Annotated in this window: 19 protein-coding genes and 1 pseudogene; 5 read left to right on the top strand and 15 right to left on the bottom strand. The window is 39.2% G+C overall.

The window, feature by feature from the left end:
- The first annotated feature begins 14 nt into the window (after positions 1–14).
- From H5181_RS07850 to H5181_RS07840, 3 genes are all read left to right on the top strand, one after another.
- Complete coding sequence (locus H5181_RS07850; RefSeq protein ID WP_011637470.1) at positions 15–467, top strand: hypothetical protein; 453 nt, start codon at positions 15–17, stop codon at positions 465–467.
- Between the two features lie 441 nt (positions 468–908).
- Entirely contained in the window at positions 909–1,196 is a 288-nt protein-coding gene (locus tag H5181_RS07845; protein ID WP_182750748.1) for a hypothetical protein, read from the top strand.
- A gap of 79 nt (positions 1,197–1,275) precedes the next feature.
- Complete coding sequence (locus tag H5181_RS07840) at positions 1,276–2,583, top strand: site-specific integrase (RefSeq protein WP_182750698.1); 1,308 nt, start codon at positions 1,276–1,278, stop codon at positions 2,581–2,583.
- Positions 2,584–3,040: 457 nt separating this feature from the next.
- On the opposite strand, the gene H5181_RS07835 is transcribed toward H5181_RS07840, so the two are convergent.
- From H5181_RS07835 to H5181_RS07815, 5 genes and pseudogenes are all read right to left on the bottom strand, one after another.
- On the bottom strand, positions 3,041–3,313 hold the full coding sequence (locus tag H5181_RS07835; RefSeq protein WP_182750697.1) for a hypothetical protein: 273 nt from the start codon (positions 3,311–3,313) through the stop codon (positions 3,041–3,043).
- Positions 3,314–3,429: 116 nt separating this feature from the next.
- Positions 3,430–3,626, bottom strand: a pseudogene (locus tag H5181_RS07830) (IS4 family transposase); the annotation flags it as partial.
- Positions 3,627–3,738: 112 nt separating this feature from the next.
- A complete protein-coding gene (locus H5181_RS07825; protein ID WP_182750696.1) occupies positions 3,739–5,670 on the bottom strand; it encodes an AAA family ATPase in 1,932 nt (643 codons plus the stop codon).
- 43 nt (positions 5,671–5,713) lie between these two features.
- Positions 5,714–7,516, bottom strand: a complete 1,803-nt coding sequence (locus H5181_RS07820; protein ID WP_182750695.1) for a restriction endonuclease subunit S — start codon at positions 7,514–7,516, stop codon at positions 5,714–5,716.
- Positions 7,516–9,003, bottom strand: coding sequence for an N-6 DNA methylase (locus H5181_RS07815; protein WP_182750694.1), 1,488 nt, complete (start codon positions 9,001–9,003; stop codon positions 7,516–7,518). Before H5181_RS07815 ends, H5181_RS07820 begins: the two co-directional genes overlap by 1 nt.
- 253 nt (positions 9,004–9,256) lie before the next feature.
- Between H5181_RS07815 and H5181_RS07810 the strand changes: the two genes are divergently transcribed.
- Complete coding sequence (locus H5181_RS07810; protein WP_182750693.1) at positions 9,257–9,661, top strand: hypothetical protein; 405 nt, start codon at positions 9,257–9,259, stop codon at positions 9,659–9,661.
- 63 nt (positions 9,662–9,724) lie between these two features.
- Here the strand turns inward: H5181_RS07810 and H5181_RS20700 are convergent, their stop codons facing one another.
- The gene (locus H5181_RS20700) at positions 9,725–9,850 is read right to left on the bottom strand and encodes a hypothetical protein (protein ID WP_259397000.1); all 126 of its coding nucleotides are present in this window, start codon (positions 9,848–9,850) and stop codon (positions 9,725–9,727) included.
- A gap of 10 nt (positions 9,851–9,860) precedes the next feature.
- Positions 9,861–10,010: a hypothetical protein gene (locus H5181_RS07805; RefSeq protein ID WP_182750692.1), complete on the bottom strand. Its 150-nt coding sequence runs from the start codon at positions 10,008–10,010 to the stop codon at positions 9,861–9,863.
- Between the two features lie 79 nt (positions 10,011–10,089).
- On the opposite strand from H5181_RS07805, the gene H5181_RS07800 reads away from it, so the two are divergent.
- Entirely contained in the window at positions 10,090–10,422 is a 333-nt protein-coding gene (locus H5181_RS07800; protein WP_182750691.1) for an elongation factor Ts, read from the top strand.
- A gap of 66 nt (positions 10,423–10,488) precedes the next feature.
- Here H5181_RS07800 and hsdR read toward each other — a convergent pair whose 3' ends face one another.
- The 8 genes from hsdR to phsA form a co-directional block, all read right to left on the bottom strand.
- A complete protein-coding gene (gene hsdR / locus H5181_RS07795; RefSeq protein ID WP_182750690.1) occupies positions 10,489–12,951 on the bottom strand; it encodes an EcoAI/FtnUII family type I restriction enzme subunit R in 2,463 nt (820 codons plus the stop codon).
- Between the two features lie 336 nt (positions 12,952–13,287).
- Positions 13,288–13,758 (bottom strand): GNAT family N-acetyltransferase, encoded by a 471-nt coding sequence (locus tag H5181_RS07790; protein ID WP_259396999.1) that lies wholly within the window; start codon positions 13,756–13,758, stop codon positions 13,288–13,290.
- Between the two features lie 299 nt (positions 13,759–14,057).
- A complete protein-coding gene (locus tag H5181_RS07785; protein ID WP_182750688.1) occupies positions 14,058–14,327 on the bottom strand; it encodes a hypothetical protein in 270 nt (89 codons plus the stop codon).
- A gap of 921 nt (positions 14,328–15,248) precedes the next feature.
- A complete protein-coding gene (gene rnk, locus H5181_RS07780; protein ID WP_011637464.1) occupies positions 15,249–15,662 on the bottom strand; it encodes a nucleoside diphosphate kinase regulator in 414 nt (137 codons plus the stop codon).
- A gap of 421 nt (positions 15,663–16,083) precedes the next feature.
- Positions 16,084–16,344, bottom strand: a complete 261-nt coding sequence (locus H5181_RS07775; RefSeq protein ID WP_182750687.1) for a hypothetical protein — start codon at positions 16,342–16,344, stop codon at positions 16,084–16,086.
- Positions 16,345–17,406: 1,062 nt separating this feature from the next.
- Positions 17,407–18,348: an NrfD/PsrC family molybdoenzyme membrane anchor subunit gene (nrfD, locus tag H5181_RS07770; RefSeq protein ID WP_182750686.1), complete on the bottom strand. Its 942-nt coding sequence runs from the start codon at positions 18,346–18,348 to the stop codon at positions 17,407–17,409.
- A complete protein-coding gene (locus H5181_RS07765; protein WP_102036995.1) occupies positions 18,345–18,917 on the bottom strand; it encodes a 4Fe-4S dicluster domain-containing protein in 573 nt (190 codons plus the stop codon). Before H5181_RS07765 ends, nrfD begins: the two co-directional genes overlap by 4 nt.
- A 28-nt stretch (positions 18,918–18,945) precedes the next feature.
- Positions 18,946–21,228: a thiosulfate reductase PhsA gene (gene phsA, locus H5181_RS07760; RefSeq protein WP_182750685.1), complete on the bottom strand. Its 2,283-nt coding sequence runs from the start codon at positions 21,226–21,228 to the stop codon at positions 18,946–18,948.
- Between the last annotated feature and the right edge of the window lie 22 nt (positions 21,229–21,250).

The following is a 21,250-nucleotide window of genomic DNA, read 5'->3' as shown; positions in this document are numbered from 1 at the left end:
AAAGGTTAATAATTGTGCACAAACTTGTCCGAATTATCATTTTAAATTTTTTGTTAATGTTTTTAGTAGCCTGTGACAACCCACAAACACAAGAACACGCTAATTTAGCCATCGATAAAACGTTATGTCAGTTTTCTGTTGGAGAATGTTACAAAAAAGTAGCCGACTTGCAGGTCGGTTTATTGATTGATCCCGTCAATACCCCCAGCGAAAAACCATTAATAGTTACGCTTAGCAGCAATCAAGCGATCACTAATATTTCAATTAGAATTGAAGGGCGCGACATGTTCATGGGTATTATCCCAGTTTCATTGTCCGAAATAAAAGATAATGTCTATCAAGGACCATTGATTTTTGGCTCATGCAGCAGTGATTATATGGTATGGCGAGTATTTGTTTCATTTGATTACCAACAACAGCCACGGACATTAATGTACGACTTCTTAGCCGATAACGATAACAACTAACGTTATCGCTAACTTATATATGCAGATGACTATACCTTTGTGGGCTAGGGCAGAGGTAATTTAATCGCTATAGGCATTTCATTTCACTATAGCAAAGGTCTTGAAATGGCCTATTTAATTGTCACTATGGTTAGTATCAGTGTCATCCTGTCAAAAACTTCACTCCTACTGTCTATATTTCATTTCACTTCGAATCTTATGACTAGTACTGACATTATATTGCATTAATGCTCAACAGCACTTGTCGATTAAACATTTCAAGTGAGCCTTTATATGCGCTTATATATGATCAACAGCACAGAAGTGGTTAGAACAGTCATAATGCAATTGATAACTATTCTCATTAATGTATTATTAAGCTACAGCATTCATCTTTCCAGGGTGAGTAGGGAATAGAGCAATAACGTTATGAAAAAGAGTAGCGTGAAATAAGGAGCACACATGAACAGAATAAATGTGTCTATCGATGCAGATAAAGTGGCCCAATTAATTAAAGCAGGTCATTTATGTGCTGCAGACTTACAATGCCTAGACAGGGCAAGCAAACAAACCGTTTGGCAATTGTGTTTATGGAGCTGCCAAAAAAGGTCGACATGTCACAATAAGCAGTGTCAGCAAGCATGTATGCCATCAACTGCTGTAGAGCTTTGTATGCAACGATTGATAACAGACAAAGATATTGCAGTATCAACATATCCAAAACACATCGCTAATAATCGGTACGATTGATGCCGATAAATAACATTATCGGCATCAGGCAAAAAATAGTATAATAAGGTAATACAATCAATAACCTATATTTAATCATATGACCAAAAATATCACTGATGAACTGCCACCAGTATTACCACTATTTGATGCTGCAGAGCATGTATTACAAGGTAATGCGTCCGTTAATCAGTACATTACCCGAATTTCAATAGATAAAGTTGCCGATGCAGGACTCATTATAGAGCACTGTGCCGATTGGTTATTTGAGCAAAAGCAGTCAGAAAACAACTATAAAGCCTACCGCAGTGAGTTAACCACATTTCTGCATTGGTGTTTTGACGTAGTCGCATTATCGCCAATTGCGGTAACGCGTAAAGACATCGCCAAATACATCGATTACTGCCAATCGCCGCCACAAACACTAATAGGCTATTTCAATGTAGCGCAATTCAAACTCAATAAAGCCACTGGGGAACGTTCACCAAACCCACAATGGCGGCCATTTATTGGTAAAAAGCACCTGGGGAAATGCCTACCATATCAACTGAGTGATAATGCGCTGAAGACTAAAATAGCAATATTATCATCATTTTATGGCTACCTAATTAGTGAAGAATATACCGAGCGTAACCCGGCTCAGTTATGGTTAAAACACAGTCGTTTTGCTATTAAACGTAAATTTACCATCGACGAAGACAACAACCATCATGCCTTTACAGAGTTACAATGGTCTTATGTTATAAGCACCGTAAGCCAGCTTGCAGACACTCAACCAGAGCAGCATCAACGCAGTTTATTCCTCATTACACTATTATATAGCTGTTACTTACGAATCTCCGAGATCAGTGCACGTGCAGGTTATGCGCCCATCATGAGCCAGTTTAGACAAGATCCACATTCTGGCATCTGGTATTTTCACGTACCATTTTCTAAAAGCGGCAAAGCACGTAATATTGCTATATCAAAAGCGTTGCTGGCTGGACTAGTAGATTATCGACGTTATCTGCGTCTCAGTGATTTACCCAACATCAACGATCAACATCCTATATTTGTCCGTCACAAAGCAGCAGCCCATGGACGTGAATCTGGAGTCATCAATGCCAATCTTGGTATTCGCCACATACGTGACGAAATAGACAAACTGATTAACTTAGCTGCAGACAATGCAGCTAAAGATGGTTTTGAACACGACAGCCAACTTATGCGAAAACTCAGTGCGCATAATATTCGCCACACTGGGATCACGCATGACATCAATATCAACCGTCGACCATTGTCGCATGTCCAGGCCGATGCCGGTCATGAGAGCATCGACACAACATCACAGTATTTACACACCACACAAACTGAACGACATCAAAGCGCATTCAATAAACCGTTAAATCATCTTGCTGAGATTAAATAATTGGCAGGCACAAGCCGTAAATAGTTAAAGCATGCAATCTCAGCACGATGATAAAAAGCACATAAATCTACATTAGGCTGTTAATGAGCAATCAATACCTACAAAGACTTAGTATTGAACATAACTTCTAATGTACGCATACATATGCGCACAATGTATATTATGTTAAATAGAGTATTTATGTAATGTAATGTAATTCAATTATTTTTTTTGTGGTTTCTCATACCAAATGAGTTTTGTCTCACTTCGTGGATCTGGCTTTTTAGTATATATAATCACATAGTTATATTGGTATTAACGATTTGATCGCACAACTTTGGTGCAATATTCTATTCAGAGCGCTTTTTGTTGTCAGTTTATACCACCTGACTTTTTCAAATCCTGTGGTATGTTTTTGGTTTGATTGTCAGTGTGTTTTAGTATGCATTACTTTGGTTCTGTGATTAGTCATAACTGTTCATTTGAAATGGTCATGTTGAAATTGTTCAAACACACTTCGCTTATTTCCAAAGCCAGAATCCATTAATCCAAGTTGTTGGTACTCGAGCCACAAAGCAACTGCATTTTCGATTCCAAATTGTCCTTCCGATAATCCTTGAACAAAAAAATTTGGATTTAACGTCAGGTCTTCTGCTTTGAATCTTTGATTCGCTATAACGGTACCTTCAAGCTCACTATCAGGTACAAACTTAAGTGAAATGATTTTATTGAATACCTTTTGGGTTAACATCCTTCCAGTTATGTATTGATTGCGTTTCCAGCCTTGAGCAACACAAGCAGCTATATCAGCTCGGCACTTCCAATAACCATAGATCCATTGTTCACAGAAATAGCTGGCGTATCCCCTCATAATTTAGGTCTGCCAGCGGTATGAACCAGTTTGATATATTCGTTATTGCCCAGTAAATTATCGACGTTTTCAGTGTGTATTTTGGCCTTCGCCGCACTTCTTTTCCTAATCTTACAACGGATAATACAGTGCGATGTTTGATGCTGTTCGCTTGAAAATCATTCTGCCAGCCAAGATGCCTCGCGGCTATACCTCTCATATTAGTAAACTTATTAAGAAAAACTTAATATTAGACACTTTAAAATAGCCAAATTACGTTGATATGATTCATCATTAAAAGTAACAACTACCTTGAAAAACACATACTACGCAGCATTAGAATTAATACCTGCTGTAATTGTTGATTTAATTAACTCGAACATAGGTCTAAATATTTCAAACTCTACAGGTTCCAAATTAGGAATAAAGTCTTGAGCAAACTGTACTTTATTACCATTAAAAACAATAAGCTCACCCCCTCCTGATGTTTGTTCCTTTTTAAAATAGGTGTCTATTAATTCTTCTTTATAAAATAACAACTCAATAGCCATGTGGGAATCAGAGCCTTTACCCCAAGGTGTGTTGTCAGCTTTTAAAACCTGCCTTTTTACAGCCTCTACATTAGGAACAGGCAGGAGTATTACATATTGATTGGTCTCTGTTCCATTAACCAGCATTTGTCTAGTTAACCCATTAAATGGATCAGCCTCAATATCTTTTCCTTTTCCTTTACTAGATATTCCATTCCAGTCATCATAGGCATCATCGAAATCGAAAAGTGCAAAAAATAGTCTTTCTGAGTGGTTCAGTCTCAACTCATCACGCGACATTAAGTTTCTTAAAAAATGCCGATCAAAGGCATTGTGAATACAAAATGGTCTAGGTTGAGTTTGGTATAATTTTCGCCAAGCAATATCCAAAATGTATTCATCAGAAATCCCCTCAGTGAATAATACTGGTTGTTGAGAATTTTTTAAAAAAGTAGAAATACTCATAATAGTCTGATTTTCTTCAAGAAATATTTTGTTATTAGATAGCCAATTAATTGCATTGCTTTTATCTAAAAGGTAGTGTGTGGATTTTAGATTGCTATCAACGGATAAACAATTTAGTTTATTCCCTCGATATGACATTACAGTAGAAGCACTATGGCTAGATATGACTATATGATTAGTTCTTTTTGCATTAAAACTAATTTCATCAACTTGTTTGAGAAATTCAAATTGCCAATCAGGATGTAAGAATGAGTCAGGTTCATCCATCAAAATTAGACAATTAGAATTCTTAAATAATTCAGATATTGTGTAAATATACACAGACTGAAGTTGACCGTCGCTCAACTGGGAGATATGTGACTCACGGCCCCCAATTAACACTAAAGGTACAGTAATCGACTCTAACATACCTAGGGCTTTAAGGTTATCAAAGTGCTTAAACAGTTCTTCAGGACTTATGTTCTTAAATTTTAGCCGTAACAATTCAATATCGATGTATAATTTATACCGGTCTTCCGACCACAAGTAACCTTCTGTTCTGACAACTTCACCTTGTGCTTTAGTTATACATGTAGATAACTCGTCTAAAAATTTTTTAGTTATGCCAACTGGATGCCAATACCTAGCTTTGTCATCATTACTTTCAATATCAAAATTTTGTCTACGTTTGCCATATTGATTGATAGCATAGTTAGGTCTTTTCAAAGTAAGAATAAACTCATTTTCAATACTTTCTATAGCCAATTTTTCTAATAAAAATTCTCTTGCTTTGTTATTTTCTTGCTGCAGTAGTACGATACTTAATAAGAGTTCTTTGTAGTTATTTCCGACGCCAATAAAACGTCGTGGGTAGTTGGCATTAGCATTCTTGAGCTTTGAAGAGAATTTATTCTCATAATTATCAACGAATGAACTAACCTTTCCATTATGCCCTGAGTAATATACTAAAATATGATCTGGAATAACTATGTTGTTAAGGTTACTTGCAGGCTTTCCATTTACCGATAAATAACCAGATTTAAAAGCAATATTGATATCACTGCCATCAACTTCATAGGTAATATCGTAATCAAACATACCCTCGACATCTGAATGACCATACTCATAGATATGCCTGAAAATTTCGAGTAAAGCTTCAATAAAATTGGATTTTCCTGAGCCATTTCGACCAACAAAAATTTCAATCAGGTTATCGGCTGAAAAACAGACTGTAAAGTTATATAGATTCTTATATTCACTTATAAAAATAGACTTGAGACGCATTTATAACGATCCTTGTAAATAGAGTTATGTTGAATAGTCCTAATTATGAAACGGCCTGTACCAAGATGGCGTCGGTGAGGTTGAGTTTGGTAGTTTGTGTGTCACTTAAACAGGATTTAAGTTGGTCGCAGAGAGTCATTAGCTCATCGACTTTAGCAACTATTCGTTTCTGTTCTTCAAGAGGAGGAATTACAGCGACAAGATTGCCAATAGCACCCAAAAATAAATTAGCTTGGGCTAATTGTTTAGAGCGTGCGCTCATTTGATCTTGTAAATACGGACTTCTTAACATAATGGCCAAAAATAGAGGACTCAAGTTTTCGTTACAAGGACGAATCATAGCAGCACTTCGAACCATACAATAAGTATTGTCTCTATCAACTAATGCAACTCGACCTATACTCCCCGAGCATGATATTAATATATCACCGATGTTTGGATCACATCGTTTTCTTATTCTATTAAATTCATGTGTAGGTACGTAATCCACATCATTAAGAATAATTCCTTCATTAGTTACGTTTCTTGCAGATAATAAATAGTGACCAGATTCGGCTCGTTCTGGGGTTGCGTGCTCACCATCCGTTATTTTGAAGCATATATTTTGACATTTATCCCATTCCCAACCTTTTGGCAGTTCAAACGGTTTTTCTTCGTCGATGATGGCTTGTAGTGGTTTCTGTTTCTTGATTTTACCGTCGCTGATTAGTTGGGCTTTTTCTTTGGCGATCCGTTTGAGTAGCTTGGCGGCGGGTTCTTCATTTTTATCTTGTGAAACTAGCTTGCCCATTACGGCGAGTTGGAGGATGGTTTGTTTTAGGGTGTCGATGCTGGCTTCTGTGGTGAATAGTGTGTCGAAGTGTTCGGCGATACGGTCGAAAATTGCTCCTGCATTTTCGACATTTCCACCATCCATGGCGGTCTTGCCAGAAGTATCTGCAATCAAGCTTTTAAGCAAGGTTTCGACTAAGGTTTGGTGTGCCGAAATACTTGCTTCAGTTTGCGCTTCAAGGGCATCACACAAGCTCATCAACTCATCGACTTTAGCGACGATACGGAGTTGTTCTTTTAGTGGGGCTATTGGGTGAATACTTTTAATCGCATCATCTGTTCCAAGTCTCGGCATTTTTACACCGTACATTAATGAATTAACATAGTTAAGAAAACTTGGTGATTTTAACAGGTACTTTAAATACTCAGCATTAACCGCTTCATTAGGAACAATTGGAACAATCTCGGTCGTACAAACACCATCGTCATCTGCAATAATCACCTTGTTTAAATACGGACGCAATTTCCCATATAAAACATCACCTTTTTGAAAAGTTGATTTATTTGACTTTGATTCACGTTCTGAATAAACAGCTTTATATAGTAATCTTGAAGAGTCTTTCTCAATATCTTCAAGATCAAGCAGCCAAGTATTACCAGTTATATTATTGGGGTCTAAATTTGGTCTGCCATTATATTCAGCGGCTTCATTTAATCGGACCCAAACCCAGCCATTCGGTAATTCAAACGGCTTCTCATCGTCACCAAGCTCAGGCAAAGGCTTTTGTTTTTTAAGCTTTCCTTCTTTGACTAACTGGGCTTTTTCAGTAGCAATGCGGTCAAGCAATACTGACGCTGGCTCATCATTCGCATCTTGCGGAACTAACTTGCCGCGCACGGCTAGTTCTAAAATCAGTTCACGCAGTTTTTTAATACCATATAACGAAAACTTGTTCGATGTGCCACGGCCAGCTGACGATTTCTGTTCAATGGCAGAGGCCCAAATATCAATGTGGTTGGTAATGATGCTTTGTGGATTTGTGCTTTCTGTTTTCAACTCAAGTGGTTTAGCCATTACTTGTCACCTACACTCTTTGCTGGAGATGATGGTGCAAGTGCGGCTGCGAGAATGCCTTTTAGTTGATCGCGTATCGCTTGAATATCGGCTTGTTGTTTGGCGTAATCACTTAGTAATTCTTGTGGGTCATGGCTAATGACCTCGCCTACATGGGGGTTTTTAATGTCCAGGTTATAGTTACGTGCAATAATATCTTCAATCGACTCTTTCCAGGCTTGCTCGTTTTCAACACGCGATGCAAATCCGTCGGCCTCATTGCCCCACCATGCTAGTTCAGTCTCGAACTCTTCAAAGCGCATGGGCTTAGTTTTGTTATAGTTTTTTACCCCTGCTGGGTATGGATGCTCGTAAAACCACACCTCTTTGGTAGGTATACCTTTAGTAAAGAATAGAATGTTGGTTTTAATGCTAGTGTATGGGTTAAACACACCATTAGGTAAACGCACTATGGTGTGTAGATTACATTCATCCATTAACATTTTTTTGATTTTGGTTTTAACACCTTCACCAAACAAGGTGCCGTCTGGCAATACCACTGCAGCTCGCCCTTTCGTCGCTAAAACCTCAATAATTAACTGTAAAAACAAGTCGGCGGTTTCACGGGTTTGAAACTCGCTTGGGAAGTTTTTTTCGATACCATCTTCTTCGGTGCCGCCAAACGGTGGATTGGTGATGATGACATCAATTTCTTCATCCCAACTTGAAAGCGGTTTGTTAAGCGTATTGCCGTGTTTGATTTGTACTGGCACTTCAATGCCGTGCAACATCATGTTGGTGGTACACAGTAAATGGGGTAGCTGCTTTTTTTCAACGCCATGAATTTGCTGTTGCAGGGTTTGGTGATCATCACTGTTTTTTACGAAATTGGCTTTAACATGGTCAAACGCGCAAGCTAAAAAACCGCCTGTACCACAGGCAGGATCCATTACCGACTCGCCTAATTGTGGATTAGTCACCGCAACAATAAACTTAGTAATCGCTCGCGGGGTATAAAATTCTCCCGAATTACCCGCGCTTTGTAAGTCTTTTAAGATTTGCTCGTACAAGTCACCAAATAAATGACGCTCGTTTGAGTCAGTAAAATCAATCTCATTAAGCTTGTTGATCACCTGGCGCAGTAGAGTGCCGTTTTTCATGTAGTTAAACGCATCAGAAAATGCTTCTTTAACTAAATAACCCCGAGGGTTTTTATCTATGGGTGCCAACAATTCTTTTAAATTGGGGAAAAGATCAAAGTTAACGAAATCGAGTAACTCCTCCCCGGTAATACCTTGATTATCAGCCGCCCAGTTGCGCCATAAATATTCAGTTGGAATAGGTTCGCGGTAGTCGTCTTGTTCAATCTCCAACTCTTGTTCTTGGGCATCAAACACTTTTAAGAACAGTAACCAAGACATTTGCCCTAATCGCTGGGCGTCTCCATCGACACCGGCATCTTTACGCATAATATCTTGGATGGATTTAATTGCTGAACTGATAGACATGAACTTGCTCTCAAAACATGATAATTGCTTGGGATAGTAGCAAAATCATCATGCCAATTCACTGATATAGTGTTGGATTTCTCTAAAAAACCAAACAAATTACAATTTGCGGTATATCCGAAGCACACAACTACAAAATAAGTAGTATACATTTATTTCTGAACTATGAAGTAGGCTATGCATAAAGCAGACTTTTATGTTTAAATATGTTTTATTACAACTAATTAGCAAGGAAGAATGTTAGTGGTGCAATATGTTTATTGAATGTCCTCATTGTCAACACGATAACGAAATCGAGTTCGCCGAAAATATACTCTGTAAAAAGTGTGAAAAGGATTACAAGGGAGTTAAATTTTCTAAACGAAAATTGATCACAGGCACAGCGATGATCCTTTTAACTTATGTTGGCGTTCATACCCTGAATGACGAGGTCAAAGGTTACGGAGATCGTTATCCGATAGCGGTTGAATATGCTTTGTTGGACAGCTGTATTAATGGAAGTAAAAATTCTATTTCTCAAAGCCGTTATCTCAGCAAGCGCGATGTTTGCCTATGCGCTCTCAAAGGAGCGCAAGAAGATTATCCCTACTCTGATTATAAAGATGATGCGAAAGGGTTTGTTTCTATTTTTCGACGTTATGCTAACAGTTGTCGATAATTTCATACGTAAAAAGCGGTCACCTTCAGGGACCGCTTTAGCTAAATTTAACGTTAAATGGTTTTATTTACTCTTTGGAACGTTACCTCGCCCATTACCAGAAGGTTTACCCGTCGTGCTTGGGTAATTGGGATTGTTACTTGGACGTGGTGTTGCTGGTGCTTTTGAGGTTGGTGTTGATTTACTCAAGGTAGTCTCCTTATTTGCCTGACTTTTGGTTAGTTTCTGAGGCGCGCTGTGCTCGGGGTGCAAAAGTACCTTTTTCGACTTTGCCACCATTTTTAATTGCTTCAGAAGACTGAATACGAGCAGCGGCTTCTGGTGTCATTGGAGTTTTACTTTTAGTCATGTTCAATTCCTTTTTACTAGTTAATATTATTGGTGTCTTCGCTAAGACAGGCACAGAATGACATAGGAGGTGGGGACTCATGGGGACAGAAATAAAACAGAAACAAATAAAAGAGTTACTGCAAAAGCTAAACCTCAGTATTAACAACTTTGCAGGGTTAGTTTATGAAGCTCTTTATGATGATAATAATGATGAAGCAGAGAAAAAGCTTGCAGAGAACATTAAGAAGCAACTACAGCGGAAAACAACCAAAGAGGAAGTTTTAGATTCATACCTTGATATATTGGTAGAGCACCCTAGTTATCAAGGCCTCAACCTTGATAAGGTTCGCAGCCAATATGTTAATCATAGCTGCTTAAATGATGACATTACGATGAGTATCACAGCACTTTCAGGTGAACTAGACAGCTAATCAACAACTAATTCGACGACCAATTTTACAAGCAAAGGAGTGGTTAACTGCCCTTTGTCATTTCTATTAGGCTGATTGCTGATGAATTTGATAAATCTGCGCTTCTAAGTCACTAATGGCTTGCTCGTATTCTTGTTTGCCGCCAAAGCCTTTTTTAACGATCTCACTCAAATTACCGAAGTCGGTAAACGGGGCGACTTTAAGCACTTGCATGTTTTCGATTTCTTGCACGCCGACATCGGCATATTTTACCAGTAAATTTTGTAGTACGGCTTGAGCAGTGTCGGAATATTTAGTGAAGTAATTGCGCTTTTGCACATTGTTTGCACGATCTTTTCGAGTTAATGCTGGTTGGTCATACACCACGTGGCAAATCATGTCGAAAGGGTCCATTTCTTTACCCACTTCTTCCTCAAGTGCTGACCAAATAATGCCTTCTAGCGCCAGTTCATCAATCACCGCTTGTTTACGATCAGACTCATTCCAGCGCTTAACAAACTCATCGAGTGAGCTAAACTGTTTAGCCATGGTTTTGCGGGTGTAATCTTTAAAAGATTCGGTAACTAATTTACCGTCGCTGTCGTAATATTGCACTCGTTCAGCGACTTTGCTAACAGTAACACCTGACACGCGGTACTTATGAATTTTACGGGTTTCGCCTTCGTCCCATTCACCATCAAGGCTGCCATCGCCTTGGGGTTCGTTTATGGTGTTTTGTTCATCAACCTGATGTTCATCGCCCTGTTGGTTTTGAGTATCATTGGAACCGTTTTCATTCGTTGCCTCATCACCAACAGCGTCGATATCAACGTCTTCATCTTCGATGTCTTCAGGCGTCACTTTAATGATTTTTTCTGGTGTACCGTCAAAACGTTCATCGGCAAATAATTCGGTGGCTTTTTTAAAGTCGAGAATGGTGAACCACAGCTTGCCGTATCGGTCGTCAATGCGGGTGCCACGGCCAATAATCTGTTTAAACTTGGTCATGGACTGAATGTTTTGATCCAGCACCACTAACTTACAGGTTTTGGCATCTACCCCTGTAGACATTAATTCTGAGGTGGTGGCAATAACAGGATAAGCTTTTTTGGGATTGATGAAGTTGTCTAACTGCGCTTTGCCAAGCTCATCATCACCGGTTATTTTCATCACGTACTTTTCATTCTTGGCCATTTGCTCAGGGTTGAGATTGGCAATAGCACGGCGCATGCGATCTGCGTGGTCAATATCGTTACAAAACACGATAGTTTTGGCCATCGGGTCGGTGCGTTTTAAGTAGTTGGTAATGGTTTCGGCCACTAACTGAGTACGCTCATCAATCACCATGGTGCGGTCAAAGTCTTTTTGATTATAAATTCTGTCTTCTATCACTTCACCGTTGTTATCGATTTGGCCTTTTGTCGGTCGCCAACCTTGTAAATCGACATCAATATCGACCCGCACGACTTTGTAAGGTGCTAAGAAACCATCTTCAATGCCTTCTTTAAGTGAATAGGTATAAACAGGCTCACCAAAGTAGTCGGAGTTTGATACTTGATCAGTTTCTTTAGGGGTTGCGGTAAGACCAACTTGGGCTGCGCTGCTGAAATATTCTAGAATTTCTCGCCAGGCGCTGTCTTCTGAAGCGCTACCACGATGGCACTCGTCGATAATGATTAGGTCGAAAAAGTCTGGGTCGACTTGTTTAAAGGCTTTTTGGCTTTCTTCTGGGCCGGTTAATGCTTGGTATAAGGCTAAATGAATTTCAAATGCAGGATCGACCGTGCGCCCAGTGATTTTGGTCATTGAAGTACCAAAGGGCTGAAAATCATTAATGCGGGTTTGGTCTACCAAAATGTTACGGTCGGCTAAAAACAAGATGCGTTTTTTAGCGCGGGACTTCCATAAACGCCAGATGATTTGAAAAGCAGTGTAGGTTTTACCCGTACCGGTTGCCATGACAAGTAACACGCGGTCTTTACCCGATGAAATGGCTTCAATGGTTTTATTGATAGCTTGCAGTTGATAATAACGAGGGTGCTTACCCGTGCCATCATCATGATATTCTTGATTGATAATCGGTAACTGGGTTTGGGTATAACCTTTCCACACGCAGTACTTAGTCCATAATTCTTGTGGTGATGGAAAGTCTACTAAGCGGATTTCTGATTCGAGTTGGTGCGCTTCGCTAGTCCCTAGCTTGGTTTTATCATGGAAGATAAAGCCATCGCCATTGGAGGCAAAAATAAAAGGCACTTCAAGCAAACGGGCATAATCTAGCCCCTGCTGCATGCCTTTACCCACTTCATGCTTGTTTGCTTTAGCTTCGATAACAGCAAGCGGCATACTGGGTTTGTGATACAGCACGATATCAGCAGACTTAACCGTTTTGCGCACACCCAATTGACCACGCACAATGACTTTACCGTCGCGCAATTTCACTTCTTGGCGAATTTGCGACATATCATCCCACCCAGCATTTTTGATAGCTGGCATGATGTATTTAGAGATAATATCGGTTTCGGTAAGCTTGGCTTTATTGATACTCATACGAAATCTAGATCCTTCTAGCGCGATTGCAAACGGCAATAATATTAAGTTTGCCATAAAGCGTTTCAATCACCAATGATTACATGCAGATACAGAACTTAAAAATGTGAAAGCGTGATTTTGCGTAAACATTACGATTGTTTGATGTTGATGAAGGATCTTAAATCGATTAGCCTTACTTTACCGCCAAAACTGATCATGTTTTTCGAGGTTTAGTGCATTTTATTTCGTATAGACAAAGCGTATCTAGACCAAATCGTGTTAGTGCCTAAGATCTAACACTCACTATTTGTATTATGATAAGTATGCTTTAGATTAACTTGTTAGCTGTTTATTTTAAATTTCACAAGCAACAGCATTCAATGCATTTTGTTCTTGTTTTCTTAGGTAATTTACTACTTTCTCTTTAAACGATATATCAGAATAGAATTGCTTGATTAGGTATTTTGAAGGGATATCAGTCCGTTCCATTAATGGCACCGCTCGACCAGTCGCAATGACGTAAACATGAAAATCTTTATAACGTGCCAACATAGGTTCAATAATATTTTTAAGCAACGCATTAGCCAACAACGTAGCATAACCTTTATTACGATGCTCTATGACTGTTACAAAATGAATAATACCCAACTCTTTATAAGTCACACCTTGGTGAACAGTTGCTTTGTCTGCACGTGCTTCAAAGTTTTCAAAAAGACTGTACCCTACCAATTCATCATTTGCATAAAGTTTAATTATTTCTGCTTGAGTCCCATTTTGTAATTCCTCGTGCTTATCTAACCACTCAAAAATGTACCACATTTTCATGTTGACCTGGCCCAAGGCGAGTAATTCATTAATACACGTTTTAACATTACAGTGTTCAAATCTAAGCATTAATAAACCCTGTGAATCTTCGTAAGTTAGTTAACATTGACCTGTGAACTTACTTTTATATAAGTAGAGAGCGAACAACATAATAAAGACTAAGTTGGCGATTACGAGTTCTAAACAGGCTCCAACACTACTCATCGAAAATGCAAATCCAACATCTTACTGTAGACTTTTCAATTAGCCCGATAATGTCACTTATCGGGATTAACAAAACACGAATTTATGAGTTGCTATTAATCTTCCATCCAATCCATATTCGGTAGTGCATTCAAATGCTGGCCATAACGTATTTCGTTAAAAGAGCAACCATTTTTCATGACATCAAAAACTTCGATAGCCAACGCGCAAGCCATCAGTTGAATAGCTTCTTCACGCGGTGTACCTGTCATGACTAAACGCATCAAGGTTTCTTTTACCTTTTTGGGTTCACCGTCGGCGATTTGATTTTCGACTACTTCAATGAGTGTTTCTTCAGTCATGTAACTGTCTTGCTGCTTATCCATTATAACGACTCTGTTAAATATTTGACGCCATTATGCCGCAAGCATAGTGCAAGCAATAGAGTAAACTCCGAAATATTCGAACGTTGCAGTCAATATCGTAACGTTAAGGTAGAGTATGATTTATCTGTGTTGATAATCTGATTGAATTTTGTGCTCCTTTACAAGCTAAGGCATCTACTCATATATGAACAGATGATTGCTAATAGCCTTCTTGTCGCCCCCAACTCCCACGTCGTCCAGGTAATACTTTTGAGCCGGGATCCAGGTGTTTTTTGTTTTGTACTTATGGCCTGCGGCCACTAACGTCGTGGCGCGTCGCCCACACCAGCGCAAAGGGGTAAAGCGCATTCTGGTTTATGAATCAGCCTTTGCAAACACTCAGCGTTCCGGTAACTTTTTCGCTTTTGAACCAAACAACAGCAGCAGTGAAAAATTGCGACGGAAATTAATCCAGCTTTGGACTTCATTTATAACCGTCATCGGCCCCTCTGGTAATACAGAGTGAAAATGCTAACGCTTCAGATGGGAGTCTGATGTGAATGGATTCACGAATGTCGTGGTGGCAAGGTCAATAATGTTCCCGACATCATAATGACATTCCCCATATCCATATGAGTCAGATGCCAAGGAACGACCCTTCCCCTCCAAAGCGAGCCTGACGTCCTATCAAGCTTACGCATTCTTTTTATAAAAAGTCTTCAACGACCTCAAGTTCAGAGTTGAGTTAAAACATTTTTAATCGAGGCATCTAAATCAGTTTTCGACATAAACGTTTAGAGTTATCAACTCAATGTATACTCAAAATATGAGAAAATGTAGCTCTAAGGTCTAACGATCTAGCCAATATTTCTTAACCAGTTCAATAGTGTGTCTTCATTGAGCTGGTTTAGATCCTTATCAATCTATTGACTAGATGATGTATCAACGATGGTATTCACCAGCCCTTTCTGGTTGATAAAAAATTTCATTAATGGTTATTTTTATTAACCCCCCACCAGGCTTTGGCCATTCAATTTGATCTCCCTGAGCCAACCCAAGTAAGGCACTCCCAACCGGCGCTAGAATAGAAATTTTATCGCCTTTCAAATCGAGATCTTTGGGATAAACAAGCGTCATTAAAAACTCTTCTCGAGACGCCTCGACAGTAAATTTAACCGTTGAATTCATGGTAACAATCGTAGTGGGTATTTCTTTTGGATCTACGATAATGGCTCGAGCGAGTTCTTCTTCAAGCTCACTTATACCTACCATTTTCTTTGTAGGTAAGGACTCGATTAGCGTAAATAATCTCTGTGCATCAAGTGATGAGATCGTTATTTCAGGTCTGTTATTCATTTTTTCCTCCAAAATCTAATAATCATGCTTTGAATATTTTACCTAACGATCAAACTTTGATTTTAGAAAGTTTAATGAGGTAAAATAACATTATTAATCTAGTGACATTAATTTAAGAAATTACATGCGGTTGTAAATATTATTCCTAGTTTATTAAAAATAACTGAATAGCTGATTGTCAGTACCTTAAAAAATGGCGGAAGGTGCAAGCTACTACAATGTAAACATCCACGTTTGTACTTTTAATCGTTATTATATTGCTCTGTGGCTGAATTTATAACACCAAAAATCACACATGAATTTAACAAATAAACCAATAAGCTGTGCAGTGCCTTTAAGATAGGGGGATTATCTCTGGAATTAAATTTTTATCTGGTGTCTTTTTGTGTACTAAGGGTTTAATAAATTTTTATCATGAAGTCTATTTAGAAATTAATGCTTTAAAGATGATCTCTTGAGCCTTATGTTGTATAGAGTTTACTAACACTTTTTCAGACTCCACCTGAATCTTGTGTCCATTAACCATTGTAAATTCATCCAAATAGTTAACTAACTGCTTAACTAGACCAATGTAATTTTCAGGTATCCTTATGGCTACTTTTTTGGGTCGCTGAGTTGTTTGAGCTCTAATGATACCTACTCCAACATGATGCGACTTAACCTCGCTATTTTTTGCTGACATCTCTAGACTCCTGCACTCTTTTTCTTAGAGAAAGTTAACATCATTATCATTTTTAAAAAATCATAACTGCAACAAAAATAAAATAAGTCTTAAATTACAATTTGTTAATGAACTTAAGCTGCCTGTAATGTTAATGAAAAAATTTTGTATGTTAAAAAAATAGGCTGAATATAAAAAACACCTTCAGCCTATATATATATATATAAAATTCTACACTGTTGTGACCTAGCCCCCACAAAATGGTGTTTTTACTGACAAATTTAATCTAAAAATTGTTCAGTTGATTAAGGGGGGAAGTACTACATATTTAGTGTACTAGCCTTTTTTCTTCCTTACCTTGACTACCTCTGTAGCATTTGATTCTTTTTTCAACTTACGCTTTTCTTTTAGCGACAACAATGGTTTTTTCATTTCATGCTTAGACATATCATTACCTTATAAACTAAATATTAATCACGTTTATTTAATGCAACAAACTCGTTTTTTGAAATAAATAATCCACCGCCCTCCTTTTAGAACTTTTTTGGTTTATTTGTATTATATTAAAATTAATTGTCATTACAGACTTTTTAAAAAAACTAATTATTATCTGTAGATAAAGCAAAGGTTGAGTTAATCCTATTGACGAAAAATAGTTTAACAAAATCTAAGCCTCAACATATAAATGTAAGCTATTTTTAAAATGTTAATTTTAATTGTAGATTCTGTCAGAAACAGATGGGCGCAAATGTACGCCCGCTTAATCGGGGAATTTTAGGGCGAAGCTCCCTAAAAAAATAATTGAATAGAATGTGAATATTGATGTTTTCATAAAGCCAATATAGCAGCTTAAATAATAACTTCAAGTATAGGTTAGCGGTAAAGTTGAATATTCTACGTTTGTCGTTTCGAAACGTATGGGTATGACAGTGAATGCGGTCGACTTTAGTGTTTGGTCACAAACCAAAGACCAACGTTAATTGTTGTTACAACTTAATACTGCAGCCAATGACCTAATTTTTACCCTCCAATCAACTTTAGTCAACTGGAGGGTAAAAGATTACTTATTTACTTATTTCTTGGTTAACTTATATAACTTTGTCCAGCATAGATGATGAAGTGTCGTAATGCTAAAACCCCCGTCAAACTACAACAGGCAACTGATATCATGATGGCTTTAGTGTGACGAGCATTGGCAGGTAAAAACATAGACAGAATAGGAACGATAAACCCGATTCCGACTACGCCTATCCAAAACACGCTAGCCCAAATGTCGGTACTTAACGATGCTAATGCTTCAGCAGCTGCGCCTCCTGTAAAATAAAGAGTACTAAACAGCATCACTAAAAACATCATTTCAGACACGATTACCGGTAAATCCAGGCTATGCATTTTTGCCACATCGTTATCATGGGGGCTGCTATTAAAACAGGTTAACGCAACGATTACGTTACCCGCTGCTCCCGCTGATAAACCAGATGCTAAAAACAATGCCGGTAATACTGCAGTATTGAGCATTGGGTAGGCATTCATGGCCGAGATTAAAAAGCCAGTATACGCACCAACACCTATAGCAAGTACAAACAGTAGGATTTCGATGACTTTACGCATTGGCAATAGCATATGCCCTATTGGGGCTAAAAATCCTAACTTCCACTTTGGTAAATCATCTCGCAATACAATCAATGCATAAGCAATACCTAACGGTGAATAAGCCAATAAGGCCAACACACCAATCGCCATTACAGAGGTAAAATTATAATTGACTAAGATGAGCCAGAAATGAAATGGTTTGGTTAAATCAAACACTAAACAGGCCAAACCTAAGCTTATGGCGACTGGCCCGATAATGGCAGAGGTTTTTAATATCGAAGTTTCAATATTGCCCCCTTTACTATACCAACGCATACCAATACCAATGAGTACGCTACCTGCCGATAAACCGGCCATAAATAAATAAACGGCGATAACCCAGTTCCATGTCACTGGATCATATTGCGCCATGTCGCCCCATATATTGTTCATGACTCTATCCCTCCTCGTTTAGTCGGAACACGGTACACTCGTGGTTTGGTACCTAAATGCGTTTTGTCTTGATAGGTTATTTTTGTATTCAGTAATTGAGCAACCTCACTTTTGCTGTCGTTAGCATCACCAAAATACAATGCATCTGTTGGGCATGCTGTAACGCAAGCGGGTTGTTCACCTCTGGCTAGGCGCGTGTCTTTACAGAAATTACATTTGTCTGCAGCCTTGGTTATGGGATTCATAAAGCGCACTTTGTATGGACATGCCGCGACACAATACATACAGCCAACGCACTTATCGTTATGAATAGACACTAAGCCATTTTCGTCTATGTAAGCAGCACCTGTAGGGCAAACACTGACACAAGGTGCGTCTTCGCATTGCTGACAGGACACGCGGTGATATTTAAAATGTAAGTTTGGTGCTTCACCAAAAGGACCTTCCACCCTAACTTGCAGGCGTGTTACCCCTTCAGGGACTTCGTTTTCACTACGACAAGCTATATTGCAAGCTTGGCAGCCGATGCATTTATTTTCATCATGCACCATGACATATCGTTTGCTCATAGGAGACTCCAAATCAATTAGTTACCGGCTAAATTTTTACCAACTTGACACCCGTGGTATGTAAATTCATGCCACAGATGGGGGCGATGACATTAGGAAGTAGGTTGCCGCAATGGATACCTTTTCCTGTGGCTCGCACCAGTTCTTTATTTTTGGAGCCAAAGCCCATGTATGCAAACACAGTATCTTGACGAATCCCCGGGGTGACTAAGGCGGTTCCTTCCTCACTGCCCACACTGCTGGTTAATCTAATTGCATCACCGCTATGGATATCGAGTCGCCCAGCCGTTATTGGATGGATCCAAATCGCATTTTTCGACATAAGATTGGCTAGCATTGGAATATTATGGGTGGCGCCATTGGTGTGTACCGCGACCTTCCCTTGTATAAAGTACAACTCATCAGCTTGTTTTAGTTGTACATCGCGATGCTTAATCACACCTCGACCTGGTGCCATACCTTCTATTTTGGGTGACGTTAACTCAATCTTGCCGCTGGGTGTTTTAAAGCTCATTGAGCTTGCATAAGTACCGTCTGCATCAACACTTTTGGCATTGGGGTAAGCCTTAACGAATTCGGTAACCATTTCAGGTTCACGCAACATCAATGGCTTACCGTAGCTGACGTAACCCATTTTTTTGATGTGTTCCAACAAGCTATGATCGCGATTAAGCTGCATTAATTGCAATGTTTGTATATTGTCCCAAGGGTAAAATTGTTCTAGCCCTAAAGCTTGACCTAATTCTTTAAATATTTGCCAGCTTGGACGAGTATTACCAATGGTTTCAACCACACGTTGACGCACATAATAGGCCGGATTTTTACCTGATTTATCTTGTATCTCTTCATCGCGTTCAAGATAAGTCGATTCTGGCAAAATATAATCTGCGTATGCAGCGGTTTCACTGATATACAGGTCACATGACACCACTAAATCTAGCTTTTTAAGCGACTGCTCTACTTTGGCTCGGTCTGTAAGGGTTTGCATTGGGTTAGTACGGCTCATTACCCATGCTTTTAATTGATAGGGTTTGGCGTCTAATGTTGCATCTAAAATGGTTTGATAAATACCACCATTTGACCACATCATTGCATACTGCTTTTCAACCTGGTCAATGCGGATTGCCGTTGGCTTAGGCATGCCTTTAACACCCGGTTTGGCTAGCGCAGGGGCCACATTCTCACCGGCAAGTTTATTGTAGCCAGGTGCTTTCTGGCCCATGTAAATGCCCCCTTTTCGTTCGATGTTGCCAATCAATATGTTGGCTGCATATAACGCACGGCGCATATCGAACTCTTCTGGTGTAAAGGTAGCGCGATGGCCAAAATCAACAACGGCGTGAGGAGCGTGGCTTGCGTATTCATGTGCAATACGTCGAATGGCAGTGGCAGATACATCTGAAATAGTTTCGGCCCATTCTGGGGTATATTTTTGTACTTCAGCGGCGAACTCATCAAAACCAACAACATATTTTTCAATGAAGTCATGGTCATATAAATTGTCATTAATCAACACATGACATAACGCTAACGCGACCGCGACGTCGGTACCCGGACGTATTGCATGCCACTCATCAGCCTTATCTGCCACAATCGAGAATCTAGGTTCAAATACAACTAACTTGGCTCCTCTATCCATTTGAGCTTGCATCAAGCCTCTTGTTTCAGACATATTGATGCCTTCATACAGGTTATGCCCAAAGTTGATGATGTATTTGGCATTGCTCAAATCACGCTTCATTTTGGTGCCAAATATTGCCTTAGCAGCAACAACATAACTGCCTGGGCACGTTGAGGCATGAGTAAATGTATTGGGCGATCCAAAAGCCTCAGCAAGATGAAATATATGACCTGAAAGTGAACCAGACTTTGATGAGAACGCTATGGTTTCTGCACCATATTGTTGTTTTATTTGGTTCATTTTGGTGGCGATTTCTTTATAAGCATCAGCCCATGAAATCTCTGCCCATTCACCTGCGCCGCGTTCACCCACACGCTTAAGTGGATTAACTATACGCTGTGGATCGTAAAGTAAGCTATGGCCAGCTCCACCTCGGGCGCAGACTTTGCCACCAAACGATTTAGCTTCTTTATTACCAGTAATAAATACGTTTTTGCCATCTACAATGCGTGCCTTAATAGGACACCGCGTTGAACACATTTCACAAATACTGGCAACTTCAGAAGCAACACCTTTTAAGGGTGATTTTTCTAACGCTGCTAGCGAACCAGGAAGCATACTTGCTAAAGCACATGTGGCACCACTGGCACCCGCTCCCTTTAAAAAATGACGTCGATTTAACTCAATCATGATTGCCCCCCTTCATCTTCAA

Source organism: Shewanella sp. SG44-2 (genome assembly GCF_014164215.1).
GTDB classification, from domain to species: Bacteria; Pseudomonadota; Gammaproteobacteria; order Enterobacterales; family Shewanellaceae; genus Shewanella; species Shewanella frigidimarina.
This window is presented reverse-complemented; position numbering and strand designations above follow the sequence as displayed.

What these genes read in the sequence shown, in the direction of transcription:
- H5181_RS07845 (WP_182750748.1), top strand. Translation starts at nt 909, where the DNA reads ATGAACAGAATAAATGTGTCTATCGATGCAGATAAAGTGGCCCAATTA.
- H5181_RS07840 (WP_182750698.1), top strand. Translation starts at nt 1,276, where the DNA reads ATGACCAAAAATATCACTGATGAACTGCCACCAGTATTACCACTATTT.
- H5181_RS07835 (WP_182750697.1), bottom strand. Translation starts at nt 3,313, where the DNA reads ATGTTAACCCAAAAGGTATTCAATAAAATCATTTCACTTAAGTTTGTA.
- H5181_RS07825 (WP_182750696.1), bottom strand. Translation starts at nt 5,670, where the DNA reads ATGCGTCTCAAGTCTATTTTTATAAGTGAATATAAGAATCTATATAAC.
- H5181_RS07820 (WP_182750695.1), bottom strand. Translation starts at nt 7,516, where the DNA reads ATGGCTAAACCACTTGAGTTGAAAACAGAAAGCACAAATCCACAAAGC.
- H5181_RS07815 (WP_182750694.1), bottom strand. Translation starts at nt 9,003, where the DNA reads ATGTCTATCAGTTCAGCAATTAAATCCATCCAAGATATTATGCGTAAA.
- H5181_RS07810 (WP_182750693.1), top strand. Translation starts at nt 9,257, where the DNA reads ATGTTTATTGAATGTCCTCATTGTCAACACGATAACGAAATCGAGTTC.
- H5181_RS07805 (WP_182750692.1), bottom strand. Translation starts at nt 10,010, where the DNA reads ATGACTAAAAGTAAAACTCCAATGACACCAGAAGCCGCTGCTCGTATT.
- H5181_RS07800 (WP_182750691.1), top strand. Translation starts at nt 10,090, where the DNA reads ATGGGGACAGAAATAAAACAGAAACAAATAAAAGAGTTACTGCAAAAG.
- hsdR (WP_182750690.1), bottom strand. Translation starts at nt 12,951, where the DNA reads ATGAGTATCAATAAAGCCAAGCTTACCGAAACCGATATTATCTCTAAA.
- H5181_RS07790 (WP_259396999.1), bottom strand. Translation starts at nt 13,758, where the DNA reads ATGAAAATGTGGTACATTTTTGAGTGGTTAGATAAGCACGAGGAATTA.
- H5181_RS07785 (WP_182750688.1), bottom strand. Translation starts at nt 14,327, where the DNA reads ATGGATAAGCAGCAAGACAGTTACATGACTGAAGAAACACTCATTGAA.
- rnk (WP_011637464.1), bottom strand. Translation starts at nt 15,662, where the DNA reads ATGAATAACAGACCTGAAATAACGATCTCATCACTTGATGCACAGAGA.
- H5181_RS07775 (WP_182750687.1), bottom strand. Translation starts at nt 16,344, where the DNA reads ATGTCAGCAAAAAATAGCGAGGTTAAGTCGCATCATGTTGGAGTAGGT.
- nrfD (WP_182750686.1), bottom strand. Translation starts at nt 18,348, where the DNA reads ATGAACAATATATGGGGCGACATGGCGCAATATGATCCAGTGACATGG.
- H5181_RS07765 (WP_102036995.1), bottom strand. Translation starts at nt 18,917, where the DNA reads ATGAGCAAACGATATGTCATGGTGCATGATGAAAATAAATGCATCGGC.
- phsA (WP_182750685.1), bottom strand. Translation starts at nt 21,228, where the DNA reads ATGATTGAGTTAAATCGACGTCATTTTTTAAAGGGAGCGGGTGCCAGT.